Here is a 25,219-nt window from a genome sequence, read left to right as displayed (position 1 = left end):
CTCTGTTTGCAAAGGTTCGTCGGCATGTGGCGCTCTCGCAGCTAGGCTGAACCTCATGCCGACCGACAACCCGCTCCTCTCCCCCAGCACGCTCCCGTACGGTCTCCCGGACTACCCCGCCATCCGCCCCGAGCACTACCTCCCGGCGTTCGAGGCGGCCTTCGCAGAGCACACGCGCGAGATCCAGAACATCACCCGCGCGCGATCGATGCCGACGTTCGAGAACACGATGGTTCCGCTCGAGGAGAGCGGGAAGCTGCTGGGTGACGTGGCCCGCACGTTCTACACCGTCTCATCCGCCGACGCGACGCCGGCGATCCAGGAGATCGAAGAGACGCTCGCGCCGCTCATGTCGGCGCACCAGGATTCGATCCAGCTCGACTCCGCGCTCTTCTGGCGGATCAAGACTCTCCACGACCAGCTCGACGACCTCGATCTCACGCCTGAGCAGCGCTACCTCGTCGAGCGGCACCACACCGAGATGTCGCACGCGGGGGCGGGCCTCGACGACGACGCGAAGGAGAGGCTCACGGAGCTCAACCGACGGTTGTCGACTCTCACCACGCAGTTCGAGAAGAACCTCCTCGCCGACACGAACGACCTCGCCGTCGTCTTCGACGATGTGGCGGAGCTCGACGGACTGAGCGAGGGTGAGATCTCGGCAGCCGCGCAGGCAGCGGCCGACCGTGGGCTTGAAGGCCGCTGGGTCGTCACGCTGACACTGTTCACGGGGCATCCCTACCTCTCCAGCCTCACCGATCGCACGTCGCGCGCACGGCTGCTCGAAGCGTCACGTGCCCGAGGGTCGCGTGGCGATGAGCATGACAACCGCGGCACGCTCCTCGAGATCGTTCGGCTGCGCGCGGAGCGCGCGGCTCTCCTCGGGTACGACTCGCACGCCGCCTATGTGACGTCCGACGAGACCGCGGGCTCGCCGGAGGCCGTGCACGACCTGCTCCGGCGCCTCGCCGTGCCCGCGGCGCGCAACGCACGGCGCGAACAGGAGAAGCTGCAGGCGATCGTCGACGCGGAGCCCGCACCGTTCCCCCTCGAGGCCCACGACTGGGCGTTCTACACCGAGAAGGTGCGCGCCGCCGAGTACGACCTCGATCGTGCGGCCCTGCGTCCGTGGTTCGAGGCCGAACGCGTGCTGCGCGACGGCGTCTTCCGCGCCGCGACCGAGCTCTACGGCATCACGTTCCGGGAGCGGCCCGATCTGCCGGCGTACCATCCCGACGCGCGCGTGTTCGAGGTCTTCAACGCGGACGGGTCGGAGCTCGGCCTCTTCGTCCTCGACCTGTACACGCGGGACACGAAGCGCGGCGGTGCGTGGATGAATTCGATCGTCCTCCAGTCCCAGCTCCGCGGGACCGCCCCGGTCGTGGTCAACAACCTCAACGTCCCCAAGCCCGCGCCCGGCCGCCCGACCCTTCTCACGCTGGACGAGGTCACCACGCTGTTCCACGAGTTCGGCCACGCGCTCCACGGTCTCTTCGCGACGGTGACGTATCCCCACTTCGCCGGCACGAACGTGTACCGCGACTTCGTCGAGTTCCCCAGTCAGGTGAACGAGATGTGGATCTACTGGCCCGAGATCCTCGCGTCGTACGCCCGCCACATCGACACCGATGAGCCTCTTCCGGCCGACGTCGTCGAGAAGCTTCACGCGTCCGAAGCGTTCAACCAGGGTTTCGCCACCAGCGAGTACCTCGCCGCGGCGTGGCTCGACCAGGCGTGGCACTCACTCGCACTCGACGACGCCGCGGGGGACCTCGACGTCGCCGCGTTCGAGGCATCCGCCCTCGCCGATATCGGACTCGACAACCCCGCCGTGCCGACGCGCTACTCCTCGACCTACTTCGCGCACATCTTCTCGGGCGGGTACAGCGCCGGCTACTACTCCTACATCTGGAGCGAGGTGCTCGACGCCGACACCGTGGAGTGGTTCCGCGAGAACGGCGGCCTGCGCCGCGAGAACGGCGACCGCTTCCGCGAGCGGCTGCTGGGCGTGGGCGGGTCGAAGGACCCGCTGGAGGCCTACCGTGACTTCCGCGGTCGGGATGCCGAGATCCAGCCGCTGCTGAATCGTCGGGGCCTCGCCGGCTGAGCCTCAGCGGGCGTGCGCGACGGCCCAGGCCGCCGCGGCCGCCCGAGAGGGCACGCCCAGCTTGGTGCGCGCGTTCGCGACGTGCCGATGGACGGTGTGGACGCTGAGGAACAGCTCGGCGGCGATCTGGGCGTCGGTGCGGCCCTGTGCGACCAGGAGCAGCACCTCGAGCTCGCGCTCCGAGATCGGCGACGCGGGTGCTCGTCGGTGATCTGTCGCGCCGACGCCGACGAGGTCGGGCTCCAGGCGCACCAGCGTCTCGTCCAGCCCGTCGAACGCCATCGCGCGGCGCAGGAACGCCTCCGCGTCGCCGTGCCACGGGTGGTGGGCGTTTCCATCGAGAACCTCGAGGTGGGCACCGGGGATCGCCTGCGCCGTCGCCACGCCGAGCGCGAGCCGGATGGCGCGATCCCCGCGGCGGTGCAGGACCAGGGTCGGCGCGCGCACCGCTGCGGCCGACTCCCGCGCGTCCAGCTGGTAGACGGCTTCGAGCGCCGCGGCGGCCGTGCTCGAGGTCGCGGTGGACCGCTGATGGGCGACATACGCCCGTCGCTGCGCAGGCGTCGCGTCCGGGTAGAAGATGTCGGACATCACGCGCGAACTGACTCCCCAGCTGCGGCGCACCAGGTCTACGAGGGCGTCGCGATCCGCTGCCGAGGCCACTGCCGCCCCGTCCAGGTACGCCCCCGCGAGCATCAGCCGCCGCACCCGATCGGGATGGCGGGCGGCGAACTCCACCGCCACCGGACACCCGGACGACCCTGCCAGGAACGTCACCTGATCCACCTCCGCCGCGTCGAGCACCGCGGCCACGGCGTCGACATGCGGAGCGAGCGTGCCGGGCGTCTCACCTCTCGAACGGGAGAATCCGCTTCCGGGCGGATCCATGCGGATCACGCGGCGATGCCGGGAGATCGCCGTCACGAACGACCGGAACGGCGGGTACGCCCAGTCGTAGGCGAGGTGGCTCATCCACCACCCTCCGATGAGGACGGGGGCGCCGCTGCCGAGCTCCGACCATGCGACATCGTCGGTGCCCGACCACGCATAGCGAACGTCGACGGACGTGGACTCCACGACATCAGTATGAACGACGACCCGCGCCGCTGGGCCCGACGCGGGTCGAGCAGTCCGGCCGGGGCTGTGAAAGGGCAGGAACTGCATCCACAGCGGCAGCGCGTGCGTGTACCCGCTCGGTATCCGGTGGCGCGCGCGAGCTGGGCAGCCGTCGCGGTTCCGAGCGTATCGAGTGCGGAGTAGAGCCCGAGCCGGTGGCCCAGCTCGATCGTGAGCAGCTCCAGCGCGGAGGGCACCGACTCGAGGAGCCGTTGGGTCGGTGCTGCACCGGCCTGCGCCTCGTGCTCTGCACGCTCGTCAGCGACGGCGACGGGCTCGTCGACGATGGTGGACATGGAACCGCCCTCTCAGCTCCCCGGGTGGTCCCCGGTGTCGATGGCAGTCCACTCGCGATGCCCGTCCTGTCGCATCGGCAGGATCGGCCATCGCGGGTTCGCGGGCATCGCCGGAATCGGCCATGCCCTCGTCACAGCAGGTGCGGGAAGAGCCGGACCAGGCGCTGGCGCTTGACAGCGATCCAGGTCGCGTCGGCCCGGGCGATCTGCACGCCGGCGGCGTCGACGATCGCGACAGAGGTCTCGTACCGGCGGCCGTGCTGCTCCCGCGTCCACGAGTACACGACGAGGGACTCTCCCACGAACGGGCGCCGCTCGACGCGCGCGGTCATCGTGCCGAGCACGCTCATCACCCGATTCTCCAGGGCTGCGGCCGGAAAGCTCGGGCAGTCCATCGCCGCCCACACCGTGGGGAAGTCCGCGATGCCGGCGTGGGCGTTCTGCGCCCCGACGACCCACGGCGCGGCCAGGATCCCCGGACGACCCTGCACAGGGCCGGGGGTCACGTGCATCCCGTCGGTGCGGGCGGGACCGCACACGACGCAGTCCGAGAGCGAATGGCGCACTCCGAGGAACGGATGCGCCTCACGTGCGAGCCGCGCGTCGTCGAACGACGGCGCAGGCGGGGCGACCGACGCGACCAGCCTCCCCGGCCGCGCCTCGGCGACGAGCACTCCCTTGTCCTGGACGGCGACGGCCCCCGTCGACTCGCTCGAGACCTCGAGCGGCACACCCAGGCGGATCGGGCGACGCAGCACGACCGTCACGGTGTCGGAGTCCACGCGAGACGCGATGGTGCCCGCCGCGAAGCCTCCGTTGGCCGAGCGGCGCGGTCCGTTGAGACGGCGATCGATCTCGAGTGGCCCCGGCTCGACGTCGAACGGAAGACCGATCGCCGCGGCGACGGTCGGAGCAGTGCTCTCGTGCGTGGTTGCTGTTGACATGCCCACCAGGGAACCCGATCCCACGTTTGGCGGGCATCACCGCGATCGGCCATAGGAGTGGCCCGATCGGGCCATTCAGGCCCTGCTCAGAGCGTCCCGCGCCCCACCTCTGCGGCCAGCGCGCGTGCGCGGTCGGCCATGACGCCAGGCACCTCTGCGACGGTGAAGTGGCCGCCCTCGTCCAGCCGCTCGAAGGTCCGGAGGTCGCGATAGAACCGGCGGGCGAGCGATTCCGGGTAGTCCGACTCGTGACGCTGGATGTGGACGGATGCCGGAACCTCGACGGGTGGCATGACGTCGGGCTGGTCGGCCCCCTCGTAGTAGGGCCGGAACGTCGTGCCGATGCTCTGCGTCGTCCAGTAGATCATCGCCTCGGTCAGCAGTCGCTCGCGTGAGATCCGCTGCTCGACCTGTCGGGGATCGCCGTCCGGCGTATCGCTCCATTCGACGAGCTTCTCGACGAGCCAGGCGAGAAGGCCCGCGGGCGAGTCGTTCAACGCCGCCGCGAGCGTATCGGGGCGCGTCGCCTGGATGTGGCCGTAGCCGCCGTTCGCCCCGCCCCATTCATCGAGTCGAGCGAAGAAGGCGACCTCGTCGGGCGCGTCGAGGTGCTCACGCTCGGCGCGCGACGGGAAGTGAGAATGTGTCACGAGCACGCCTGCCACGGCCTGCGGATAGGAGCCGGCGATGAGATCGTTGACGTTGGCCGACACATCCTCGCCGTACGTGAAGTAGTGCTGGTAGCCGAGCACGTCGGTCATCAACCGGTGCATGGTCTCGGCGAGCCGCACCTCGGTCATCGGTCCGTCGGCGTATGCCGACGAGTAGGCGAACCCGGGAAGGCTCGGCACGACGACGTCGAAGTCGGGGAGCAGGTCGGCGAAGTCGAGCTGCAGCGCGAACGTGTGCGGCCAGCCGTGCATGACGAGCAGTGCGGGCGCGTCGTCACGCTCCGAGCGCTGATGCACGAAGTGCACCGTGGTGTCGCCGACGTCGGCGAGGAACTGCGGGTGCGCGTTCAGCCACCGCTCCCGGCTGCGCCAGTCCCAGGATCGCCAGGAGTCCACGAGCTCGGCGAGGTAGCCGGCGCTCATGCCCGATACCGGGCGGCGCGGCGAGTCGGGCAGGGCGCGGAACCGGGTGAGCCGGTCGTGCAGGTCGGAGAGCTCGTCGTCACCGACGTGCAGCGAGAAGGGGCGAGGCGTGGTCATCCGCCGACGCTACCGCCGGCCTCCGACACCAGCCCCGGGTCAGGCGCTCTTGCGCTTCTCGCGCAGCACCAGCGTGGGCAGCGCGCCCTCTTCGACGGCCGCGCGCGTCACGATCACCTTGTCGACATCGTCGGTCGACGGGATCTCGAACATGATCGGGCCCAGCACGTCCTCGAGGATCGCGCGCAGGCCGCGCGCGCCGGTCTTGCGCGCCACGGCGAGGTCGGCGATGGCCTCAAGGGCCTCACGGTCGAACTCGAGAGTGACCCCGTCGAGCTCGAACATACGGTGGTACTGCTTGACCAGGGCGTTCTTCGGCTCGGTGAGGATCTCCATGAGCGCCTCGCGGTCGAGCGGCGACACCGACGCGACCACCGGAAGGCGGCCGATGAACTCGGGGATGAGGCCGAACTTGTGCAGGTCTTCGGGCCGCACCTCGCTGAACAGGCTCAGGTCGTCGCCCTTGTTGTGCAGCGGCGCACCGAATCCGACGCCGTGCTTGCCGACGCGGGACGAGATGATGTCTTCGAGCCCCGCGAAGGCGCCCGCCACGATGAACAGCACGTTCGTCGTGTCGATCTGGATGAACTCCTGATGCGGGTGCTTGCGACCGCCCTGCGGCGGCACCGAGGCGACGGTGCCCTCCAGGATCTTCAGCAGCGCCTGCTGTACGCCCTCGCCCGACACGTCGCGCGTGATCGACGGGTTCTCGGCCTTGCGGGCGATCTTGTCGACCTCGTCGATGTAGATGATGCCGGTCTCGGCTCGCTTGGTGTCGAAGTCGGCCGCCTGCAGGAGCTTGAGCAGGATGTTCTCGACGTCTTCGCCGACGTAGCCGGCCTCGGTGAGGGCGGTGGCATCGGCGACGGCGAACGGCACGTTCAGTCGCTTGGCGAGTGTCTGGGCGAGGTAGGTCTTGCCGCAGCCCGTCGGACCCAGGAGGAGGATGTTGCTCTTGGCGATCTCGATCTCGTCGGCGCGCTGCTCTGCCGACTGGATCGTGCCGTGGGCGCGCACGCGCTTGTAGTGGTTGTACACGGCCACCGAGAGAGCGCGCTTGGCGTCGTTCTGCCCGACCACGTACTCCTCGAGGAACGCGTAGATCTCACGCGGCTTCGGAAGGTCGAAGTCGGCCACGACGCCCGACGAGGACTCGGCCATGCGCTCTTCGATGATCTCGTTGCACAACTCGACGCATTCGTCGCAGATGTACACGCCGGGACCGGCGATCAGCTGCTGGACCTGCTTCTGGCTCTTGCCGCAGAAGGAGCACTTGAACAGGTCGGCGCTCTCACCGATGCGTGCCATGAGGCTCCTCCTCGTCACGACGGAGGTCGTCCCCCGTGCTGTCCTCCGAGCCTAACCTCTGCCGGCGACATGGGGTGGGATTGCGACGCACGTTGTGGAACGCGTACGCCGTGGGCAGAACGGACGCAACGACGACGCCCCGTCGCCGGAGATCCGGCGACGGGGCGTCGTGCGGGCGGGGCCGGTGGGCCGGTCTCGACCGCGCTACTTCGTCAACGCCTGCTGCCCGCGCTTGCGGGTCGTCAGGACCTGATCGACGAGACCGTACGACACGGCCTCCTCCGCCGACAGGATCTTGTCGCGGTCGATGTCCTTGTTGACCTCTTCCTTGGTCTTCTTGGAGTGCATCGCGAGCGTCTCCTCGAGCCAGGTGCGCATGCGCATGATCTCGGCCGCCTGGATCTCGATGTCGGATGCCTGACCGTGACCCGCCTCGCCCATCGCGGGCTGGTGGATCAGGATGCGGGCGTTCGGCAGCGCCAGGCGCTTGCCCGGTGCGCCGGCCGCGAGCAGCACGGCCGCCGCGGATGCCGCCTGACCGAGCACGACCGTCTGGATCTGCGGCGACACGTACTGCATGGTGTCGTAGATCGCCGTCATCGCCGTGAACGATCCGCCGGGCGAGTTGATGTACATGATGATGTCGCGATCGGGGTCCTGGGACTCGAGCACGAGCAGCTGGGCCATCACATCGTCGGCGGACGCGTCGTCGACCTGCACGCCGAGGAAGATGACGCGGTCCTCGAAGAGCTTGTTGTACGGGTCCTGGCGCTTGTAGCCATAGGCGGTGCGCTCTTCGAACTGGGGCAGGATGTAGCGGCTGCCGGGCATCTGGAGGCCCTGGGGGCTCGCCGGGCCGAAGGTGGGGGTCTGCATTCGGGTTCTCTCTCTTTCGCCTTCGGGTGCCGTCAGTTCGCCGTGCCGCCGCCGCCCACGACGTCGGTCGCGGACTCGCGGATGTGGTCGACGAAGCCGTACTCGAGCGCCTCTTCGGCCGAGAACCAGCGGTCGCGGTCGCCATCGGCGTTGATCTGCTCGACGGTCTTGCCGGTCTGCGCCGCGGTGATCTCGGCGAGACGCTTCTTCATGTCGAGGATCAGCTGGGCCTGCGTCTGGATGTCGCTGGCGGTGCCGCCGAACCCGCCGTGCGGCTGGTGCAGCAGCACGCGGGCGTTGGGGGTGATGTAGCGCTTGCCCTTGGTGCCGGCCGTCAGCAGCAGCTGGCCCATCGAGGCGGCCATGCCGATGCCGACCGTGACGATGTCGTTCGGGACGAACTGCATGGTGTCGTAGATCGCCATGCCGGCCGTGATCGAGCCGCCCGGCGAGTTGATGTAGAGGTAGATGTCCTTCTGCGAGTCCTCGGCCGCGAGGAGAAGGATCTTCGCGCAGATCTCGTTGGCGTTCTCGTCGCGCACCTCCGACCCGAGCCAGATGATGCGGTCCTTCAGCAGCCTGTCGAAGACGCTCGTCGCGACAAGTGGTTCGGCCATGTGTGCTCCTGTTTCCTAGGGTCGCCCTCGAATCTACCGGGGCGCCGCGAGCGACCCGGCCGTGTTCGCCCTGGGCAGATCAGGCCCCGTCGGCGCGCAGCTCGGCGGCGTAGGACGCCACCGAGCGCCGGTAGCGCGTGAGGTGCGGGGCGAGTGTCGTGAGGGCGACGGATGCCGCCTCGCGTGCGTCTCCGGCCGAGACGAGGCACAGCGCGAGGAAGGCGGCCGCCTCGTCCCGCAGGGGCGAGACCGGGTCTCGGTCGAGCTCGGCACGCAGCATCCTCATCGCCTCGTCGGGGCGATCGAGGTTGCGCAGCGTGCTCGCGAGCTGGATGACCGCCTGCGGCCGGTGGTCGTCGTCGAGCCCCGCCTCGAGGGCGGCGCGGTACAGCGGTTCGGCCTCGGCCTCGCGGCCGGCCGCATCGCGGGCTCCCGCGCGTTCGAACAGCGCCCGCGCCTCACCGGCCGGGCGCTCGGCCGCCAGCCGATCCATGAGCGCGATCCGCTCGTCGTCGCTCACCGTCTCGTCGTCCCAGAGCGCCGCCACGCGCGAGTGCCAGTCGTCGGTCACGTCTCTCCTCGATGACGGAGGGGACGGATGCCGCGGCATCCGTCCCCTCACGATGTGTTGCCTCGCGCGGCGCTCACTCGGCGTCGGCGTCGGCCTTCTTGGTGCTCTTCTTGGCAGCGGCCTTCTTCGCCGGAGCCTTCTTGGCGGGCTTCTCGGCCTCGATCACGGCGTCGGCGTCGGCTGCGGCATCCGCGATCTCCTGCGCCTCCTCGACGACCTCTTCTTCGGCCGCGGCCTCGTCCTCGACGGCGACGAAGCCGGTCAGGTCGACGGGCTTGCCGTTGGTGTCGACGACGGCCACCTTGCCGAGCGCGACCGCGAGGGCCTTGTTGCGCGCGACCTCGCCGATGACGGCGGGCAGCTGGTTGCCCTCCTGGAGCGCGTTGACGAAGTCCTGCGGCGGCATGCCGTACTGGGCGGCGGACTGCACGAGGTACTGGGTCAGCTCGTCCTGCGAGACCTGCACGTCGACCTGCTCGGCGATCTTGTCGAGGAGCATCTGCGTCTTGAACTGCTTCTCGCTCGCCTCGGCGACCTCGGCGCGGTGCACGTCGTCCTCAAGACGGCCTTCGCCCTCGAGGTGGTTGTGCACCTCGTCCTCGATGAGCTGCGGCGGGACGGGGATGTCGACCTGCTCGAGGAGCGTCTCGATGAGCTTGTCGCGCGCGGCCGAGCCCTGCGTGAACACCGACTGCTGGCCGACACGCTCCTTGATGCTCTCGCGCAGCTCGGCGATGGTGTCGAACTCGCTCGCGATCTGGGCGAAGTCGTCGTCGGCCTCGGGCAGCTCGCGCTCCTTGACGGCCTTCACCGTGACCGAGACCTCGGCTTCCTCGCCGGCGTGGTCGCCGCCGACGAGCTTCGAGCGGAACGTGGTGTCCTCACCGGCGGTGAGCGAGTCGATCGCCTCGTCGATGCCCTCGAGCAGCTCGCCCGAGCCGACCTCGTACGAGACGCCCTCGGCGCGGTCGATCTCGGTGCCCCCGATCGTCGCGACGAGGTCGAGCTCGACGAAGTCGCCGGTCGCGGCGGGGCGGTCGACGGTCACGAGGGTGCCGAAGCGGCCGCGCAGGCGGTCGAGCTCCTCATCGACCGCGGCCTCGTCGACCTCGACCGCGTCGACCTCGACGGTGGTGCCCTCGAATGCCGGCAGGTCGAACTCAGGACGCACGTCGACCTCGACCTCGACCTCGAGGTCGCCCGAGAAGTCCTTCTCGTTCGGCCACTCGGTGACCTCGGCGGACGGCCGGCCGAGCACACGGAGCTCGTTGGCCGCGACGGCCTCGCGGTAGAAGGTGTCGAGCCCTTCGCTCACGGCGTGCTCGAGCACGGCGACGCGACCGATGCGCTGATCGATGATGGGCGCCGGAACCTTGCCCTTGCGGAAGCCGGGGATCTGCACGTCCTGAGCGATGTGCTCGTACGCGTGCTTGATGCTGGGCTTCAGCTCTTCGGGGCTGACCGTGATGTGCAGCTTCACCCGGGTCGGGCTGAGCTTCTCGACGGTGCTGTTCACCATGCCTGTTCGTTCTCCTCTATCGGACCGCGCGCGGGCGCGGCTGGGTCAAGTCTGGCTTCCGGAATTCTGCGATGGCCGTGATGTCGGGGCGACAGGATTTGAACCTGCGGCCTCCCGCTCCCAAAGCGGGCGCTCTACCAAGCTGAGCTACGCCCCGGGCGGGTTCGCACGTATGCGCGCGCCTTTCGGCCCCGAGAAGTCTAGCCGACGCGCCCGGCCATCGCCTGCGGCCGCCCCCGGGGCCGGTGCGCGGCCACTTCCCGCATCCGCTGCAGATCGCGACGCAGCGATTGCAGGGAACTGCAGCGGCCGACGCGCACCGCGCGGCGCATTCGTAGCGCGTCCGGTTCGTGACATAGACTTATGGATGCCGCGGCACGCCGCTGCGGGGATGTAGCTCAATGGTAGAGCCTCAGTCTTCCAAACTGATGGTGCGGGTTCGATTCCCGTCATCCCCTCCACATTCGTTATCTCCAGGTCACCGCCGAATTCAGTGCGCCTTGCCGCTGGCCACCTCTGCGGTCCCGTCGGAGCGCTCTGCCTCCCCAAGACGGAACCCATGTGGAAGTGCTCCGACGCGTTCGGCGCTGGGCCGGTGTGAACGGCCGATGAGGACGCAGGTCTAGACGCGCCCCAGCGACCGAGGGTCGCACTCAGGACGGCCCGCGCCCGGCGGCATCCTCGGCGATGCGGATCGTCGCCGAGGGGCAGAGCGCCTCCGCCTCCCGCACCGCCGCCCATTCCGACTCCGGCGGGTGCTCGTCGAGGAGGCTGACGAACCCGTCGTCCTCGTCGCGGTTCGCGAACACGTTCGGGGCGATGCGGCCGCAGTTGCCCGACGCGATGCAGGTCGTCGGATTCACCGTCACCCTCATGACTCCTCCTCGAGCTCGTCTGCCGGTTTGCACACCGGCCGTGCGAAGAGCCCGTCGTCGGGCGCCCTCCTGCTCGATGCTAGACACGCGCCTCCGGGGGCCGCCAGTGGACCCCGGTCTCGCATTCACGCGATCCGCACTATGGCTACGGTGCCCGGCAGGGCCAGACTGGTCTCGGCACCGACCTACGCCTTCAGGAGCCTTGATGAGCACGCCGACCTCACCGTCAGAACCGGTCCCGCCGCGCAAGCTGCCGCGGCGCCCGGCATCGAGCCTCGCCGAGAAGTGGACGACGATCGACGGCATCGACGTGTTCTACCGTGAGTCGCCTCGCCCGCCGGCGGATGCGCGGGTCATGGCGCACGTGCACGGCTTCGGACTCTCGGGCCGCTACCTGCTGCCGACGGCGGAGCGCCTGTCGGACGAGTTCCACACCTACGTCCCCGACCTCCCGGGGTTCGGCCGCAGCGGCAAGCGCCGGGACATGCTCGACATCCCCGATCTCGCACGCGCGGCCCGCGACTTCCTCGACGATCGCGGTGTCGACAAGGCGACGCTCGTGGGCAACTCGATGGGCTGCCCGGTGATCATCGAGTTCGCGCACACGTACCCCGAGCGCATCGATCGCGCGGTGCTGGTGTCGCCGGCCGGCGGGATCTACAACCAGCCGCTGCGCCGGGCGATCCGTCAGCTGGCGGCCGACGCGCCGCGCGAGCCCACGAGGATGGCGAGCGTCGCGGTGCCCGACTACGTGCGGTTCGGGGTGCCGAGCACGATGCGCATGTTCCGGTCGCTGACCCAGTACCCGTCGCTGCAGCGCCTGCTCGAGCTGCGGATCCCCACGCTCGTCGTGCTGGGCGAGCGCGATCCGCTCCTGCCGCACGCGCATCGCGTCGACGAGGTCGCGAGCCAGACCGACAGCCACGTGCTCGTGGTGCTGCTGGAGGGCGCCGCGCACGCGATCAACTTCAGTCATCCGGGACAGCTCGCACACGTCATCCGTCTGTTCATGGACGACCAGCCGATCGTCAACGACCCCACCTGGCCCGGCCACGTGCGGCTGTTCGAGGTGCACCGGGGCAAGCACCACCCCGAACCGAAGGGCTGAGCGTCAGTCCGCGTCGATCACGCGGGCGAACGACTGCGGCAGCACGACGTTCGCGGGAGCGCCGGCGAAGTACCGCGCGACCTGCTCCGGCGTATAGCCGGCGATGCCGCAGCCCACTTCGGTCATGAGGAACCTCAGCTCGGGGTGCTCGCGCGCGAACTCCACGAACCGCGCCGACTGCTCGGCGAGCACCTCGAGGCCCGACATCGTGTCGATGCCGTACGACCGGCCCTGCAACCCTTCGGATTGCCCCCAGACCGCTCGGAAGCGCTCATAGGCGAGCCGCGCGGCTCCGCCGCCGTGCGCGCCGTGCGCGTTCGAGCCGAAGACGAAGACCTCGTCGGGCCGGAGCTGCTCGATGCGCATCGCCGTCACTCCCGAGGATCCGCCTCGTCGTGCTCCCGCACGTGCACCAGATAGTGCTCCGCGTTGCGCAGCAGCCCCGCTCGCTCCTCATCGGTCAGAGAACGCCGCACCTTGCCGGGCACGCCCGCGACGAGGGACCCGTCGGGGATCTCGGACCCTTCGAGCACGACCGCACCGCCGGCGATGAGGCATCCGGAGCCGATCCTGGCGCCGTTGAGCACCACGGCACCCATGCCGATCAGCGAGCCGTCGCCGATGGTGCAGCCGTGCACGACGGCGTTGTGCCCGATCGAGACGTTCTCGCCGATGACGACCGGTCTTCCGGCGTCGACGTGGACCGAGACGTTGTCCTGCACGTTGCTGTTCGCGCCGACCGTGATCGTGTCGCCGTCGGCGCGCAGCACGGCGTTGTACCAGACGCTCGCGCCCGGGCCCAGCGTCACTCCCCCGACGATGCGGGCGCCCGCCGCGACGAACGCCGTCGCGTGCAGGTCCGGCGTGCGGCCCGCCGCGGAGAGGACGGATGCGTGAACTGCGACGGTCATGGTGCGACTCTCCTTGCCAGGGCGGTCTCGACGGCCTCGGTGTACCACGGGGCGAGGGTGTCGGCGAAGGTGACGGTGAGGTGGTCCTGATCGCGGTACACATTCGCCCCGCCGACGACAGGCTCGCACACCTCTGCCCGGCAGAACACGTCGGTGAAGTCGAGCAGGGTGACGCCGTCGACTCCGGATGCCGCGTCCCGCAGCGGGTCGTCGGCCACCAGCACATCCGCCTTCAAGGCATCGCACTCGGCGGCGTCGCGCGTGCGCAGGCACTTGTTGGGATCTGTCTCCCACACCGGATTGTCGACGACGGTGATCACCGGGATGCCGCGGTCGAGCACCGTCGACCACGCGCCCTGGTAGCCGGCGACGGCGGCGTCGTGCGACGACGGGTGCCCGGCCGACGAGTACGGGGTCGTCGCGATCGCGGCGGTGAAGACCGCGTCGAGGTCGGCGTCGTCGATGGCGGACTGCACGCGGTCGCGCCACTCGGTGCACGCGGCTCCGAATGCGCCCGGGGTCGCCAGCGGCGTCGTGTTCCAGGGGCACGCGCCCTTGAACCAGGTGACCAGGTGCCAGCCGTTCTGGTCGGCCATGCGCTGGAACGTCGAGAGGAGCTGGTACGCGTGGCTGTCGCCGATCAGCGCGACGCGCGGGGCATCGGGCTCGTCCGAGCCGAACTCGCACGAGACAGGCCTCGAATCGGTGAGCTGCACGAAGCACTGCTCGTCGGTCGGCCGGTCGATGCCCGCGAAGCCGGGGGCGGGCAGGATCGTCCCCCCGAAGTCCGCGTCCGCGCACGAGGGATCCAGCACGGATGCCGCGCCGAAGCACTCCGGCGGGTCCTGCTGCAGCTGCGCGATGTCGCGAGAGCCCTGGCTGTACAGCGGCGCGTTGACGAGCCACGCCGTCCCCGCCACGAGCGCGACGACGATCATCGCCGCGAGCGAGGTCCACAGCGTGACCCGGGCCGGCCGCGAGGTCAGCACCTTCCAGCTGCGCACCGGGTCTTCGACGAAACGCTTGGTGAGCCACGCCAACACGAAGCAGAGCGCGAGCAGTGCGAGGCGGTGGTAGATCGTGAGACCCCAGAACGGCACCGACGGGGCGATGATGATGAGCGGCCAGTGCCACAGGTACAGCGAGTACGAGATGTCGCCGACGAACTGGGCGGGCCGGATCGAGAGGATCCTCGTCGGGTACCACCACCGGTCGGCGTTGGAGGCCGCGATGATCGCCGCCGCGCCCAGCGTCGGCAGGATCGCGTTGTACCCGGGGAACGGCGTCTGGCCGTCGTAGGTGAAGGTCACAAAGACGAGCACCAGGATGCCGCCCCAGCCGAGCACGAAGCTGCCGACCGCGTTGCGCACCCGCAGCAGCGGGATGAGGGCGACCATGGCGCCGACGCCGAACTGCCACATGCGTCCGAAGGTGACGAAGTACGCCGGGGCGGGGTCGGTGATCGTGAACACGATGCAGAACGCCAGCGATGCCGCCGACACGACGGCGAGGGTGACGATGACCGCGCGGCGGCGGTTGCCACGCAGCCACTTCACCGCGACCCATGCCGCCAGCAGCATGATGAGCGGCCACATCACGTAGAACTGCTCTTCGAGCGACAGCGACCAGTAGTGCTGCACGGTCGTCGGATCGCCCGCGTGGTTCAGGTAGTCGGCCGAGTTCAAGGCCAGGTACCAGTTCTCGACGTAGAACGTCGACGCGAGGATCTCGCGGATCTCGTTGGGCAGAGCCGAGGTCGGCATGAGGTACGGCGACATCACCACGACCGCGCAGAACAGCAGTACGAGCAGGGATGCCGGCAGCAGACGCCGCGCGCGCCTCGCCCAGAACTGGCCGAGGCGTACCGTACCGGTGGCGGTCAGCTCGCGCATCAGGTGCGACGTGATCAGGAAGCCCGAGATGACGAAGAAGACGTCGACGCCGATGTAGCCTCCGGTCACCCGGCCGGGCCAGAAGTGGTACAGCACGACGCAGAGCACCGCGATGGCGCGCAGGCCTTGCACGTGCGGGAGGAACCGCGACGGCTCGGCGTGCTCGGGCGACTGATCGGTCGGCTCGCGGGTCACGGTCTGGGCGGGCGAACGCAGATTCTGCGGTCCGAGGTCGTGGTCGGCGGAAGGCACGAATCGACGTTAGCCGGTGTTGCCCGACTCCCCCGCACCCGCCACCGGAAAGCCCTGTTTAGCCCAGCCTTCACTTGCTTGCGGAATGGCCCGTGCTGAGTAGCGTTGCACGGTATGGAGGGCGAACGCCGATCGGAGCGAACCCTCCCATGATGGAGGCGAGAGACATGACGAAGACCAACACCACCCCCGCGACCGCAGCCAACCCCGACGTGGCCGCTGCCAGCGCGCAGTTCCTCACCCCCGTGGTCCTGGGTCTGCAGGCCCTGGCAGTCAACGGCAAGCAGGCGCACTGGAACGTGCGCGGCGCCAACTTCATCGCGATCCACGAGCTGCTCGACACGGTCGTGGCCAACGCGCAGGCCGGCGCCGACCAGGCCGCCGAGCGGATCGTCGCCCTGGGCCTGCCGATCGACGCCCGCGTGGGCACGGTGGCGGGCAAGACCCCGGCCACCGCGGTCCCCGCCGGCTTCACGCAGTGGGACGCCCTGATCCGCAACGTGATCACCGACATGGACGCGGTCATCGCCGACGTCCAGGCCGCGATCGACGGCCTCGACGAGTTCGACCTCACCAGCCAGGACATCGCGATCGGCATCAAGGAGTCGCTCGAGAAGGACCGCTGGTTCCTCTTCGCGCACCTCGCGGAGTGACGTCACCCGCTCGTTGAGCGAGCGAAGCGAGACGAAACGCCCCGGACTTCTCGTCAAGCCCGGGGCGTTTCGTCTCGCTCGCGTTCGTTGAGCCTGCCGAAACACGCTCGCTCAACGACCGAGGAGGCTCAGGGGTGCTGCAGGAACGCCAGCACGGCGAGCACGCGCCGGTGCTCGGTGCCGGACTCCTCCAGTCCCAGCTTCGAGAAGATCGCGCTGATGTTCTTCTCCACCGCACCGACGCCGATGAAGAGCCGCTCGGCGATGCTGGCGTTGCTGCGCCCCTCGGCCATCAACGTCAGCACGTCCTTCTCGCGGGGCGTCAGCGTCGAGAGCGGGTCCGGACGCGACGACAGCAGGCCCTGCACGACCAGCGGATCGAGCACAGTGCCCCGCTCGCGCACCCGGCGGACGGCATCCGTGAACTCGTCGAGCGACGTGACGCGGTCCTTCAGGAGGTACCCGACGCCACCTTCGCCGCCCGCCAGGAGCTCACGGGCGTAGACCCCCTCGACGTACTGGCTCAGCACGAGGATGCCGACGTCCGGGAGCGCGCCGCGCAGCGCGAGGGCCGCGCGGATGCCCTCGTCGCGGAACGCCGGCGGGAGGCGCACATCGAGGATGGCGACGTCGGCCTCGGCCGCGCGGACGCGCTCGACGACGTCGTCCGCATCGCCCCACGCCCCTGCGGTGACGTATCCGGCCTCATCGAACAACCGGATCAGTCCCTCGCGCAGCAGTACCGAGTCTTCGAAGAGGACGACGCGGAGGGGTTCGGAATCGCTTGCCGCAGCCACCCCTTCAGGATACGGAGCGCTCATGCCGCACCCGCCATCAACGGGATGTGCGCGCCGACCGAGGTGGGACCGCCGGCCGGGCTCGTGATGACGAGCGTGCCGCGCAGCCCGGCGACGCGCTCGCGCAGCCCTTCGAGCCCGTGCCCGACGGTGATCGCCGCGCCCCCGCGCCCGTTGTCGACCACCCACACGTCCAGATGGGTCGGCGCACCGTTCGGGGCGCGTCGCAACGATGCCTTGAGGGTGGCGCCGCTCGCGCCCGAGTGCTTGACCGCGTTGGTCACGAGTTCGGCGACGACGAAGTACACCGTTCGCGCGATCTCCTGGCTCACCGCCCGGTCGATCGAAGAGTCGACGTCGACCTCCACCGTCAGCGGCGAGGTCGCCGCCAGGGCGTCCAGCGCCGCGGCGAGGCCGCGGTCCTGCAGCAGCGGCGGCGCGACGCCGCTCGACAGCGCCCGCAGTTCGTCGAGCGCGGCCTTGGCATGCCCCCGAGCCTCGCGGGCGAGTTCGGCTGCGGCATCGGCGTCGCCCGACTCGGCCCGGCGTTCCAGCGCGGCCAGGTCCATCTGCAGCCGCACGAGGCGCTGCTGCGGGCCGTCGTGGATGTCTCGCTCGAGCCGTCGCAGCGCCACGTCCTCGGCGTGCACGGCGGCGCCGCGCGCGGCCGCCTCGGCCCGCACCTCGGCGGCCAGCCGGTCGGAGTCCCAGCGGCCGAGCATGCCCTGCGCGATCGCGTGGTGGGCGCGGGCGAGTCCGCCGAGCACCCACGGCATCGTGAAGGTGAACAAGATGCCGGCCACGAGGTAGAGCACGACCTCGACCGCCCAGCTCGACCACCCGCCGAACAGCCACGGCACCGCATCCGCGACGTAGTGTCCCCATTCGCCGCCGGAGCCGTCGACCTCCCGGTTGCGCGGGAGGAAGAGCCCCCAGAACCAGTAGGTGAGTCCGCCGAGGCCGACGCTCAGCCACACGGTGGTCAGCACGAACGAGATGGTGCTGACGATCGGCGTGACGATCATGCCGTGCACGAGGTATACCCAGTAGTGGGCGTTGCGCACGGGTCGCGTGAGAGACATCCAGAAGCCGTTGGCGTCGGGCTTGTCGCGGTTCCACTCCGGCTCGGAGATCTCGGGCAGGCCGGTAACGCGAAGGAGGAACCGGTCCGCGACCCCGAATCCGCGGGCGACGAACAGGGTCCCCACCAGCACCGGAAGCCCGATCACCAGGACGAGCAGTCCCAGGCTCGTCCAGAACAGCGATGCCAGGACGCTGACCGACACCATCGCGAGGACGAAGACGACGATCAGGTACAGCGCACTGCCGGGGGTGTGCAGCCACCACCGCCTGTACGAGGCCCAGAAGCCTTCTGTCGCCGGCCGCGGGGCGAGTGCCGCGCGCTGGGCGGTGTCAGTGGTCGTGGCGGTCATCGGAGTCTCCCTCGGGACGCTTCAGTTCGGGCCGCTGGCCCGGTTCGACGACCAGGAACTGTCCCATCATGCCCTGGTCTTCGTGCCACAGCAGGTGGCAGTGGTACATGTACGGCGTGGCCGGGTCTGCGTAGTCCTCGAATCGCACGAGGATGCGGTACTCGCGGTTCCACTCGAGCGCGAGCGTGTCTTTGAGCCCCGCCAGGCGCGCCGGCGGCGGCGATCCGTCGACCGAGAGCACGCGGAACTGCGTGTCGTGCACGTGGAACGAGTGCGGCAGCGGGTTCGCGTTGCGCACGGTCCACACCTCGCTGGTGTCGACGGTGGCGGTGAAGTCGGCGCGGCCGAGGTCCATCTGCCGGTCGTTGATGTTGTGCCCCGACATGACGAACGAACGCTCGACGACGGCGTCCGCGGCATCCGGAGCCGGCAGCGCCGCGAGCTGTCCCGGCACCTCCGGCGACGGGACCACGGATGCCGCGGCACGCAGTTCGAGCACGTCGAAGCTCGACGAGCCGGCGTGCAGCGCCGGGTCGGGTGCGTTCGAGCGCAGCGCGACCCGCTCACCGGGCTCGACCGTCACGACGATCTCGGCGCGCTCGCCGGGCGAAAGGGGGACGCTCGTCGAGGCGACCGGCGCCTCGAGCAGTCCGCCGTCGCTGGCGACGAGGTCGAACTCCCGGCCGTCGGCGAACGCGAAGTCGTACATGCGCGCGCTCGACCCGTTGAGCAACCGGAGGCGGACTCGTTCGGTGGTGACGTCGAGGTAGGGCGCCGCGGTCCCGTTCACGAGGATCGTGTCGCCGAGCACGCCGTCGAACTGCATGCCGATGCTCCCCGCGAACGAGCCGTCGGCGTTGAACGAGCGATCCTGGACGATCACCGGGATGTCGTCGACACCGTAATCCCGCGGCAGCGCCAGGGAGGCCTCCTCGTCGTCGCGCAGCAGGAACATGCCGGCGAGTCCCGCGTCGACCTGCTCGCGCGTGAGGCCGTGCAGGTGCGGGTGGTACCAGAGCGTCGCCGCGGGCTGGTCGATCTGCCACTCGGGGTGCCAGGTCGCTCCGGGAGCGATCGGCGTGTGCGGCCCGCCGTCCATCGCCGCCGGCAGGTGCATGCCATGCCAGTGGACCGTCGTCGACCGATCGAGGTGGTTCGCGACATCGACGCGCACGCGCTCACCTCGTGCGGCGACGAGGGTCGGACCGAGGTACGAGCCGTTGTAGCCGAGGGTCGGCGTGGAGCGTCCGTCCCGGAACGTCGTCGCCGACTCGTCGGCGGAGAGCTCGAACACGCGCACGCCGTCCTCGACCCGGGACGGAGCGAGCGCAGGGATCGCGAGGGGGGTGCGGAACTCGACCGCCCCCGGAGCCGGAGGCGTCGCACGAGCGGAGTTGCTCGCGAACCAGATTCCGCCGGCGGCCACGACGGCCACGACGAGCACCAGCGGGATCACGATCAAGGTCACGAGCAGACCGCGCCGTCGTCGACGCGGACGCGCGGCGCCGGCCGTCGGCGGGGCGGGCGGGAGGGGCACAGCGGAAGTCATGCCTCCAGCCTCGCGACGGACGCGTCACCGCGGCATCCGACGCCCTCCCGAACCGGTACGGGGGCAGACCCCCCCGGCGCGGGTACGGTCTACGCCAGGTGCGTCAGGCGGCCGCCGAGGAGCGTGGCCGAGACCCGCATCGCGCGCAGCTGCGCCGCATCGGCCGTCAGCGGGTCCCGTTCGCACACCGCCAGATCGGCCGGGTCGCCCGGCTCGACGCGCGCCGGCGTCGTCGATCCGCCGCGCGTGGAGGCGGCGAGCGCCGTGGCGGCCTCGACGCGCTCGTGCGGCTGCCACGCCTCACGACCGTCGCGGACGCGGAAGACTGCCGCGGCCATCGCCGCCCACGGGTCGAGCGCCGACACCGGCGCGTCGGAGCCGAAGAACAGCGTCGCGCCCGAGTCGGCCAGCGCCCGCAGCGGATAGGGCTGCGCGGTCTGGTCTCGCCACAGCGCGTCGGTGACGTCGCGGTCATCGATCGCGTGCTCCGGCTGCACGCTCGCCCCGACGCCCAGGCGTGCGAAGCGCGGGATGTCGGCGTGGGCGACCAGCTGCGCGTGCTCGATCGTGCCCCAGGCCCCCGTCGCGGCGAAGGCCTCCAGCGCGTGCGAGTTCGCGACGTCGCCGATCGCGTGGATCGCCGAGGCGATGCCGGCTCCGGTCGCGCGCGTCATGAGGTCCACGAGGTTCGCGAGGTCCACCGTGAGCAGCCCGTGGTTGTGCGGGTCGCCCGCGTACGGGTGGGAGCACGCGGCCGTGCGCGTGCCCAGCGAGCCGTCGGTGATCACCTTGAGGGGTCCGACCCTCACGAGGTCGGAATCGGCTCCTCGGGCCCGGTCACCGGTCTGCAGCCCCTCGGCGATCGCGCGGTCGAGGAACTCGGGGTAGATCCCGAACGACACCCGCAGCGCATCGAACCCTGCGGCCAGGCGTCGCGCCCACGCCTCCTCGTTCCAGGCCATGTCGAGGTCGACGAGGCCCACCACGCCGCGGGTCGCGGCATCCTCCGCCATACGGGCGACGAGCGGGTCGGCCGTGCCGGGTTCGACGGCGTTGAGGCGCCGCGACACCTCGAACGCGGGCTCCTCGCGAAGGACGCCGGCGCCGTCCGGCTGGAACCCCTCGCGTCGCAGCGCGGCGGAGTTCAGCCACACGCTGTGCACGTCGGCGTTGATGAGATACGTCGGGACGAGCCCGGTGGCCGCGTCGAGCAGCTCGAGCGAGGGTTCGTCCGGCCAGAGCGCGTCCCGGAAGCCCGTCCCGACGCTCCGTCCATCCGGAAGCACCGGCGCGTCCGCCATGATCGCCGCAGCGTGAGCCGCGGACGTCGCCTCGCCGAGCGGCACACGCTGAGCTGCGAGCGCCCACTGCACGACGTGGACGTGGTGATCCCAGAGCCCCGGGATCACCCACCCGCCGTCGGCATCGAGCACGGCGCCGTGCCGCGGGAGTGCGCCCGCCGGCGCGATGTCGACGACGAGGCCGTCGGCGAGGTGGACGTCCACGGGCTCGGAGCCGAAAGGATCCGTCCGTTCGGACCCGGTGAGCCGGGCGTTCGCGATGATCGCCGGCTCCTCGCCGCGGGCCGTCGTCATCGTGCCGCCCGGCGGGTGTCGAGGTCGCGCTGCATCTCGCCCGCCAGGCGAGGGTCGGCGTACGGGCCGGCGCCCGACTCGAGCTCGGCGATCACCGTCTCGACGACCTCGTCGGGACGGTTCTGGCTCAGCTTGCGCTTGGCGACGACACGCGTCGGCGTGAGACGGAACCCCGCGGTGCCGCGCTCGAGGCGCCGCACGTAGTCGGGATCGTTCGGCGGTTCCCACATCAGCCGCGGCTGCGGCATCCCGCTCTCGAACCGCGCCACGAGCCGCTCGAGAACTTCGAGGTTCTCTTCGGCGGTGAGGATCTCGGGGATGCCGGAGAGGTGCGCCGAGACGAAGTTCCAGGTCGGCACGCTCGCCGTGTCGCCGTACCAGCCGGGCGAAATGTACCCGTGCGGCCCTTGGATGACCACGAGGAGCTCCCGTTCACCGAGTCCGTGGATCAGGTCGTCGGGCTTGCCGACATGGCCGACGATCGTGAGGTCGTCGCGATCGGCGTCCAGCAGCACGGCATAGTGCGACGCGACGAGGCCCTGGTCGGTCGAGCTCACGATCGTGACCCACGGGTTCTGCTCGATGAGGCGGCGGATCTCGCCGACGTCGGTCATCGCGAAGCTCGGGTTCTGACGCATGCCTCCAGCCTAGGGATCCGACGCCGGGCGACGGTTCACGCCTGGCACGACGGGCACCAGTAGAGCTTGCGCGCCGCGACCTCCTCGACCACGATCGCGGTGCCGCACACCCGGCACGGCAGGCCGGCCCGGTGATACACCCAGTGCCGGTCGTCGCGGCTCGCCATCGCCTTGCGGTACGCCTCCGGGTCGAGGTCGTCCATCGTCATCATCTGGCCGGTCTCGACGCCGATCGAGAGCAGTCGCACCCAGTCGCGCCAGATGCCCCGCACGACCTCCTCGGGCACGTCCCGCCCCGGGGTGTGCGGGTTCTGCCGTGCCCGGTAGAGCAGCTCGGCGCGGTACACGTTGCCGATCCCGCTGACGACGCCCTGGTCCATCAGGAGCAGCCCGATCGGTGTGGGCTTGCGCCGGACCACCGCGGTGAACCGCTCCTCGCCCTCGGCGACGTCGTCGACGAGCGGGTCGGGGCCGAGCTTCGCAATCGTCGCGACGACCTCGTCCGGCGTCTGCAGCTCGCACGCGGTCGGACCCCGCAGATCCGCGCACGTCATCGGGCCCACGCGCCCCGAGGCTCCGCTCGACGCGCCAGCGGCGAGTGGAGAGGGCGTGGGGACCGTCATCAGGCGCAGGCGGACCTGCCCGACGACCGGTGGCGGCCACTCGTCGCCTTCGTCGGCGAGGCCTGTCGTCTGCTCCGACATCCGCACGTGCACGCGGGCACGGCGGGGAGCCCCGATCGATGTCAGTGAGTTCTCGCCCGCCGCGTCGAGGATCGGCTCTCCGAGATCCGTCCCCCGCTGGTTGGTCTGCCCCATGCGCCCGTTCGCCGACGCGATCGTGGGGTCGACGAGGATCTCGCCGGCGAAGTCCCACGCGCCGTACATCCCGAGGTGCACGCGCAGCCACAGGGCGTCGTCGAACTCGAGGAACATCTGCTTGCCGACAGCCCGCACCGACGTCACGGCGCGACCGTCCAGCAGTGCGGCGCCCTCGACGAAACGCCCCTGCGGGCTCGACGCCGCCACGGCGCGCCCGACGAAGTTGCGGTCGAACTGGCGCGCGATGCGGTGGACGGAGTGTCCCTCGGGCACCGCTCAGCCGGCTTCGGGGTCGAACGAGCTGCTATCGTCCGCGAGCACGTCGGGCGCGCCCGCGCCCGTCGCGCGGGGGTCCGGCTCGAGCGCGCCGTCCTGCTCGTACGCGGCGAGCTGCGCGATGCGCCGCGCGTGGCGCTCCTCGCCCGAGAACGGGGTCTCGATGAACCGGTCGATGAAGGCCGCAGCCTCATCGAAGGTGTGCTGGCGCGCTCCGATCGCGATCACGTTGGCGTCGTTGTGCTCCCGTGCGAGCTCGGCCGTCGCGATACTCCACACCAGGGCGGCGCGCACCCCGAGCACCTTGTTCGCGGCGATCTGCTCGCCGTTGCCCGACCCGCCGAACACGACGCCGAGCGTCTCGATGCCGGCTTCCTGGTCGCGCACGACCGCCTGGGCGGCGCGGATGCAGAAGGCTGGGTAATCGTCGAGCGGATCGTACTCGATCGGGCCGTGGTCGACGACCTCGTGACCGGCCGCGGTCAAGTGATGCTGCAGCTGCGTCGAGAACTCGAGGCCGGCGTGGTCGGTCGCGATGTGGATGCGCATGGCTCAATCCTAGGGAAGCGGGCACCGGCGATGACGACGCGGCCCGGTGGTCGGACTCCGCTCAGGGCGCGAGGCCGGCGGCGGCCGGCTTGAACCCCGCGCGCACGTTCTCGCAGCACGCGGGCCGGCACACGTCGAACCACGGTCCGAGGGCGGTCGCGTGCGGCCGCTCCCCCGCCGGAGTGCCGCGCAGGCGCTCTTCCACGAGGTCGACCAGACCGGCCACGAAGACGGAGTCCACGCCCGGGGTGGGCGTGCGCACGGCGCGCAGCCCCGCCTCGGCGGCGGCATCCAACGCCTCGGTGTCGAGGTCCCACAGCACCTCCATGTGGTCGCTCATGAACCCGAGCGGCACGATCGCCACCGCCTCCGCCCCGGCTGCCGGGAGCTGCGCGATGACGTCGTTGACGTCCGGCTCGAGCCACGGCTGGCTGGGCGGGCCCGACCGCGACTGGTACACGAGCTCCCACTCCACGCGCTCCGCGCCCGGCACCTCGGCCGCGACCGCCGCCATGACGACCTCCGCCACGGCGAGGTGCTGCGCGGCGTACGCGCCGCCGTCACCGAACTCGCGGTGCCGCTCGTCGCCCTCGCGCGGCCCGGAGCGCTGCGCGTCGGCCGTGGGGATGCTGTGGGTCGAGAAGAGCACACGGACCGCCTCGGGCGCGACGCCGTCGGCGAACAGGCCCGCCAGCGCATCGCGCACCCCGTCGACGAACGGCTGCACGAAGCCCGGGTGATCGAAGAACTGACGCACCTTGTCGATCGTGACGGTCCCGGAGAGCCCGGTGTCGGCGAGCACCCGTGCGAAGTCCTCGCGGTACTGCCGGCAGCTCGAGAACGACGAGTACGCGCTGGTGGCGAGGGCCAGCAGGTTCGTGTCGCCGGCGGCGGCGGCATCCGTCACCGCCTCTTCGAGGAACGGCGACCAGTTGCGGTTGCCCCAGTAGACCGGCAGGTCGATGCCGCGCCTGGCGAGCTCGGCCTCGAGCGCGGCCTTGAGCGCACGGTTCTGCGCGTTGATCGGGCTCACGCCGCCGAAGTGGCGATAGTGGTGAGCGACCTCCTCGAGGCGCTCGTCGGGGATGCCACGTCCTCGGGTGACGTTGCGCAGGAACGGGATGACGTCGTCCTGGCCTTCGGGCCCCCCGAAGCCCGCGAGGAGGATGGCGTCGTAGGCGACGGGCTCCTCGACGAACGCGGCGCCGGAGGCGGCTGCGGGCGAGGCGAACGGAACGGCGTGCTGCTCGGGAGAACTCACGCCTCCATCCTGACACCGCGCCGGAGGGCGTCCCGGCGATATGA

The 25,219-nt window shown here is 70.4% G+C and carries 23 protein-coding genes and 2 tRNA genes; 4 read left to right on the top strand and 21 right to left on the bottom strand.

What is annotated here, in order from left to right; all coding sequences use genetic code 11:
• The first annotated feature begins 55 nt into the window (after positions 1 to 55).
• On the top strand, positions 56 to 2,107 hold the full coding sequence (locus IM778_RS08020; protein WP_194411482.1) for a M3 family metallopeptidase: 2,052 nt from the start codon (positions 56 to 58) through the stop codon (positions 2,105 to 2,107).
• 3 nt (positions 2,108 to 2,110) lie between these two features.
• Here the strand turns inward: IM778_RS08020 and IM778_RS08015 are convergent, their stop codons facing one another.
• The 9 genes from IM778_RS08015 to IM778_RS07975 form a co-directional block, all read right to left on the bottom strand.
• On the bottom strand, positions 2,111 to 3,184 hold the full coding sequence (locus IM778_RS08015; protein WP_194411481.1) for an alpha/beta fold hydrolase: 1,074 nt from the start codon (positions 3,182 to 3,184) through the stop codon (positions 2,111 to 2,113).
• Positions 3,185 to 3,650: 466 nt separating this feature from the next.
• Positions 3,651 to 4,463: a hypothetical protein gene (locus tag IM778_RS08010; protein WP_194411480.1), complete on the bottom strand. Its 813-nt coding sequence runs from the start codon at positions 4,461 to 4,463 to the stop codon at positions 3,651 to 3,653.
• Between the two features lie 86 nt (positions 4,464 to 4,549).
• Positions 4,550 to 5,674, bottom strand: coding sequence for an epoxide hydrolase family protein (locus IM778_RS08005; RefSeq protein WP_194411479.1), 1,125 nt, complete (start codon positions 5,672 to 5,674; stop codon positions 4,550 to 4,552).
• A 39-nt stretch (positions 5,675 to 5,713) separates the two neighbouring features.
• Positions 5,714 to 6,982 (bottom strand): ATP-dependent Clp protease ATP-binding subunit ClpX, encoded by a 1,269-nt coding sequence (gene clpX / locus IM778_RS08000; protein WP_194411478.1) that lies wholly within the window; start codon positions 6,980 to 6,982, stop codon positions 5,714 to 5,716.
• A 204-nt stretch (positions 6,983 to 7,186) separates the two neighbouring features.
• On the bottom strand, positions 7,187 to 7,858 hold the full coding sequence (locus tag IM778_RS07995; protein WP_194411477.1) for an ATP-dependent Clp protease proteolytic subunit: 672 nt from the start codon (positions 7,856 to 7,858) through the stop codon (positions 7,187 to 7,189).
• A 32-nt stretch (positions 7,859 to 7,890) separates the two neighbouring features.
• Positions 7,891 to 8,475: an ATP-dependent Clp protease proteolytic subunit gene (locus tag IM778_RS07990; protein WP_194411476.1), complete on the bottom strand. Its 585-nt coding sequence runs from the start codon at positions 8,473 to 8,475 to the stop codon at positions 7,891 to 7,893.
• Positions 8,476 to 8,554: 79 nt separating this feature from the next.
• The gene (locus IM778_RS07985; protein ID WP_228484806.1) at positions 8,555 to 9,046 is read right to left on the bottom strand and encodes a tetratricopeptide repeat protein; all 492 of its coding nucleotides are present in this window, start codon (positions 9,044 to 9,046) and stop codon (positions 8,555 to 8,557) included.
• Positions 9,047 to 9,119: 73 nt separating this feature from the next.
• Positions 9,120 to 10,565 (bottom strand): trigger factor, encoded by a 1,446-nt coding sequence (gene tig, locus IM778_RS07980; RefSeq protein ID WP_194411474.1) that lies wholly within the window; start codon positions 10,563 to 10,565, stop codon positions 9,120 to 9,122.
• A gap of 83 nt (positions 10,566 to 10,648) precedes the next feature.
• A tRNA-Pro gene (locus IM778_RS07975) sits at positions 10,649 to 10,722 on the bottom strand.
• Between the two features lie 230 nt (positions 10,723 to 10,952).
• On the opposite strand from IM778_RS07975, the gene IM778_RS07970 reads away from it, so the two are divergent.
• A tRNA-Gly gene (locus IM778_RS07970) sits at positions 10,953 to 11,026 on the top strand.
• A gap of 192 nt (positions 11,027 to 11,218) precedes the next feature.
• On the opposite strand, the gene IM778_RS07965 is transcribed toward IM778_RS07970, so the two are convergent.
• Positions 11,219 to 11,440, bottom strand: a complete 222-nt coding sequence (locus IM778_RS07965) for a ferredoxin (protein WP_194411473.1) — start codon at positions 11,438 to 11,440, stop codon at positions 11,219 to 11,221.
• A gap of 205 nt (positions 11,441 to 11,645) precedes the next feature.
• Between IM778_RS07965 and IM778_RS07960 the strand changes: the two genes are divergently transcribed.
• Positions 11,646 to 12,548 carry an alpha/beta fold hydrolase gene (locus tag IM778_RS07960; RefSeq protein WP_194411472.1) on the top strand — a complete coding sequence of 301 codons (903 nt, stop codon included), beginning with the start codon at positions 11,646 to 11,648 and terminating at the stop codon, positions 12,546 to 12,548.
• Positions 12,549 to 12,551: 3 nt separating this feature from the next.
• On the opposite strand, the gene IM778_RS07955 is transcribed toward IM778_RS07960, so the two are convergent.
• Genes IM778_RS07955 through IM778_RS07945 form a run of 3 tightly spaced genes read right to left on the bottom strand, consistent with a single transcriptional unit; the run spans position 12,552 to position 15,603 of the window.
• Positions 12,552 to 12,914 carry an A1S_2505 family phage non-structural protein gene (locus tag IM778_RS07955; protein WP_194411783.1) on the bottom strand — a complete coding sequence of 121 codons (363 nt, stop codon included), beginning with the start codon at positions 12,912 to 12,914 and terminating at the stop codon, positions 12,552 to 12,554.
• Positions 12,915 to 12,919: 5 nt separating this feature from the next.
• Entirely contained in the window at positions 12,920 to 13,459 is a 540-nt protein-coding gene (locus IM778_RS07950) for a gamma carbonic anhydrase family protein (protein ID WP_194411471.1), read from the bottom strand.
• Entirely contained in the window at positions 13,456 to 15,603 is a 2,148-nt protein-coding gene (locus IM778_RS07945; RefSeq protein WP_194411470.1) for an acyltransferase family protein, read from the bottom strand. Before IM778_RS07945 ends, IM778_RS07950 begins: the two co-directional genes overlap by 4 nt.
• A 167-nt stretch (positions 15,604 to 15,770) precedes the next feature.
• Between IM778_RS07945 and IM778_RS07940 the strand changes: the two genes are divergently transcribed.
• Positions 15,771 to 16,256, top strand: a complete 486-nt coding sequence (locus IM778_RS07940; protein WP_194411469.1) for a Dps family protein — start codon at positions 15,771 to 15,773, stop codon at positions 16,254 to 16,256.
• A 128-nt stretch (positions 16,257 to 16,384) separates the two neighbouring features.
• Here the strand turns inward: IM778_RS07940 and IM778_RS07935 are convergent, their stop codons facing one another.
• From IM778_RS07935 to IM778_RS07900, 8 genes are all read right to left on the bottom strand, one after another.
• A complete protein-coding gene (locus IM778_RS07935) occupies positions 16,385 to 17,077 on the bottom strand; it encodes a response regulator transcription factor (RefSeq protein ID WP_194411468.1) in 693 nt (230 codons plus the stop codon).
• Entirely contained in the window at positions 17,074 to 18,486 is a 1,413-nt protein-coding gene (locus IM778_RS07930; RefSeq protein WP_194411467.1) for a sensor histidine kinase, read from the bottom strand. The genes IM778_RS07935 and IM778_RS07930 overlap by 4 nt, the downstream gene beginning before the upstream one ends.
• A complete protein-coding gene (locus IM778_RS07925; RefSeq protein WP_194411466.1) occupies positions 18,467 to 20,035 on the bottom strand; it encodes a multicopper oxidase family protein in 1,569 nt (522 codons plus the stop codon). The genes IM778_RS07930 and IM778_RS07925 overlap by 20 nt, the downstream gene beginning before the upstream one ends.
• 89 nt (positions 20,036 to 20,124) lie before the next feature.
• On the bottom strand, positions 20,125 to 21,630 hold the full coding sequence (locus tag IM778_RS07920) for an amidohydrolase (protein ID WP_194411465.1): 1,506 nt from the start codon (positions 21,628 to 21,630) through the stop codon (positions 20,125 to 20,127).
• A complete protein-coding gene (locus tag IM778_RS07915; protein ID WP_194411464.1) occupies positions 21,627 to 22,268 on the bottom strand; it encodes an FMN-binding negative transcriptional regulator in 642 nt (213 codons plus the stop codon). Before IM778_RS07915 ends, IM778_RS07920 begins: the two co-directional genes overlap by 4 nt.
• Positions 22,269 to 22,303: 35 nt before the next feature.
• Positions 22,304 to 23,362 carry an Fpg/Nei family DNA glycosylase gene (locus IM778_RS07910; RefSeq protein ID WP_194411463.1) on the bottom strand — a complete coding sequence of 353 codons (1,059 nt, stop codon included), beginning with the start codon at positions 23,360 to 23,362 and terminating at the stop codon, positions 22,304 to 22,306.
• A 3-nt stretch (positions 23,363 to 23,365) separates the two neighbouring features.
• Entirely contained in the window at positions 23,366 to 23,914 is a 549-nt protein-coding gene (locus IM778_RS07905; protein WP_194411462.1) for a ribose-5-phosphate isomerase, read from the bottom strand.
• 61 nt (positions 23,915 to 23,975) lie between these two features.
• Positions 23,976 to 25,175, bottom strand: a complete 1,200-nt coding sequence (locus tag IM778_RS07900) for a ferrochelatase (protein ID WP_194411461.1) — start codon at positions 25,173 to 25,175, stop codon at positions 23,976 to 23,978.
• Between the last annotated feature and the right edge of the window lie 44 nt (positions 25,176 to 25,219).

It is taken from the genome of Microbacterium cremeum, assembly GCF_015277855.1.
GTDB classification, from domain to species: Bacteria; Actinomycetota; Actinomycetes; order Actinomycetales; family Microbacteriaceae; genus Microbacterium; species Microbacterium cremeum.
The sequence above is the reverse complement of the archived record's forward strand: the minus strand, read 5'-3'. Positions and strand labels throughout refer to the sequence as shown.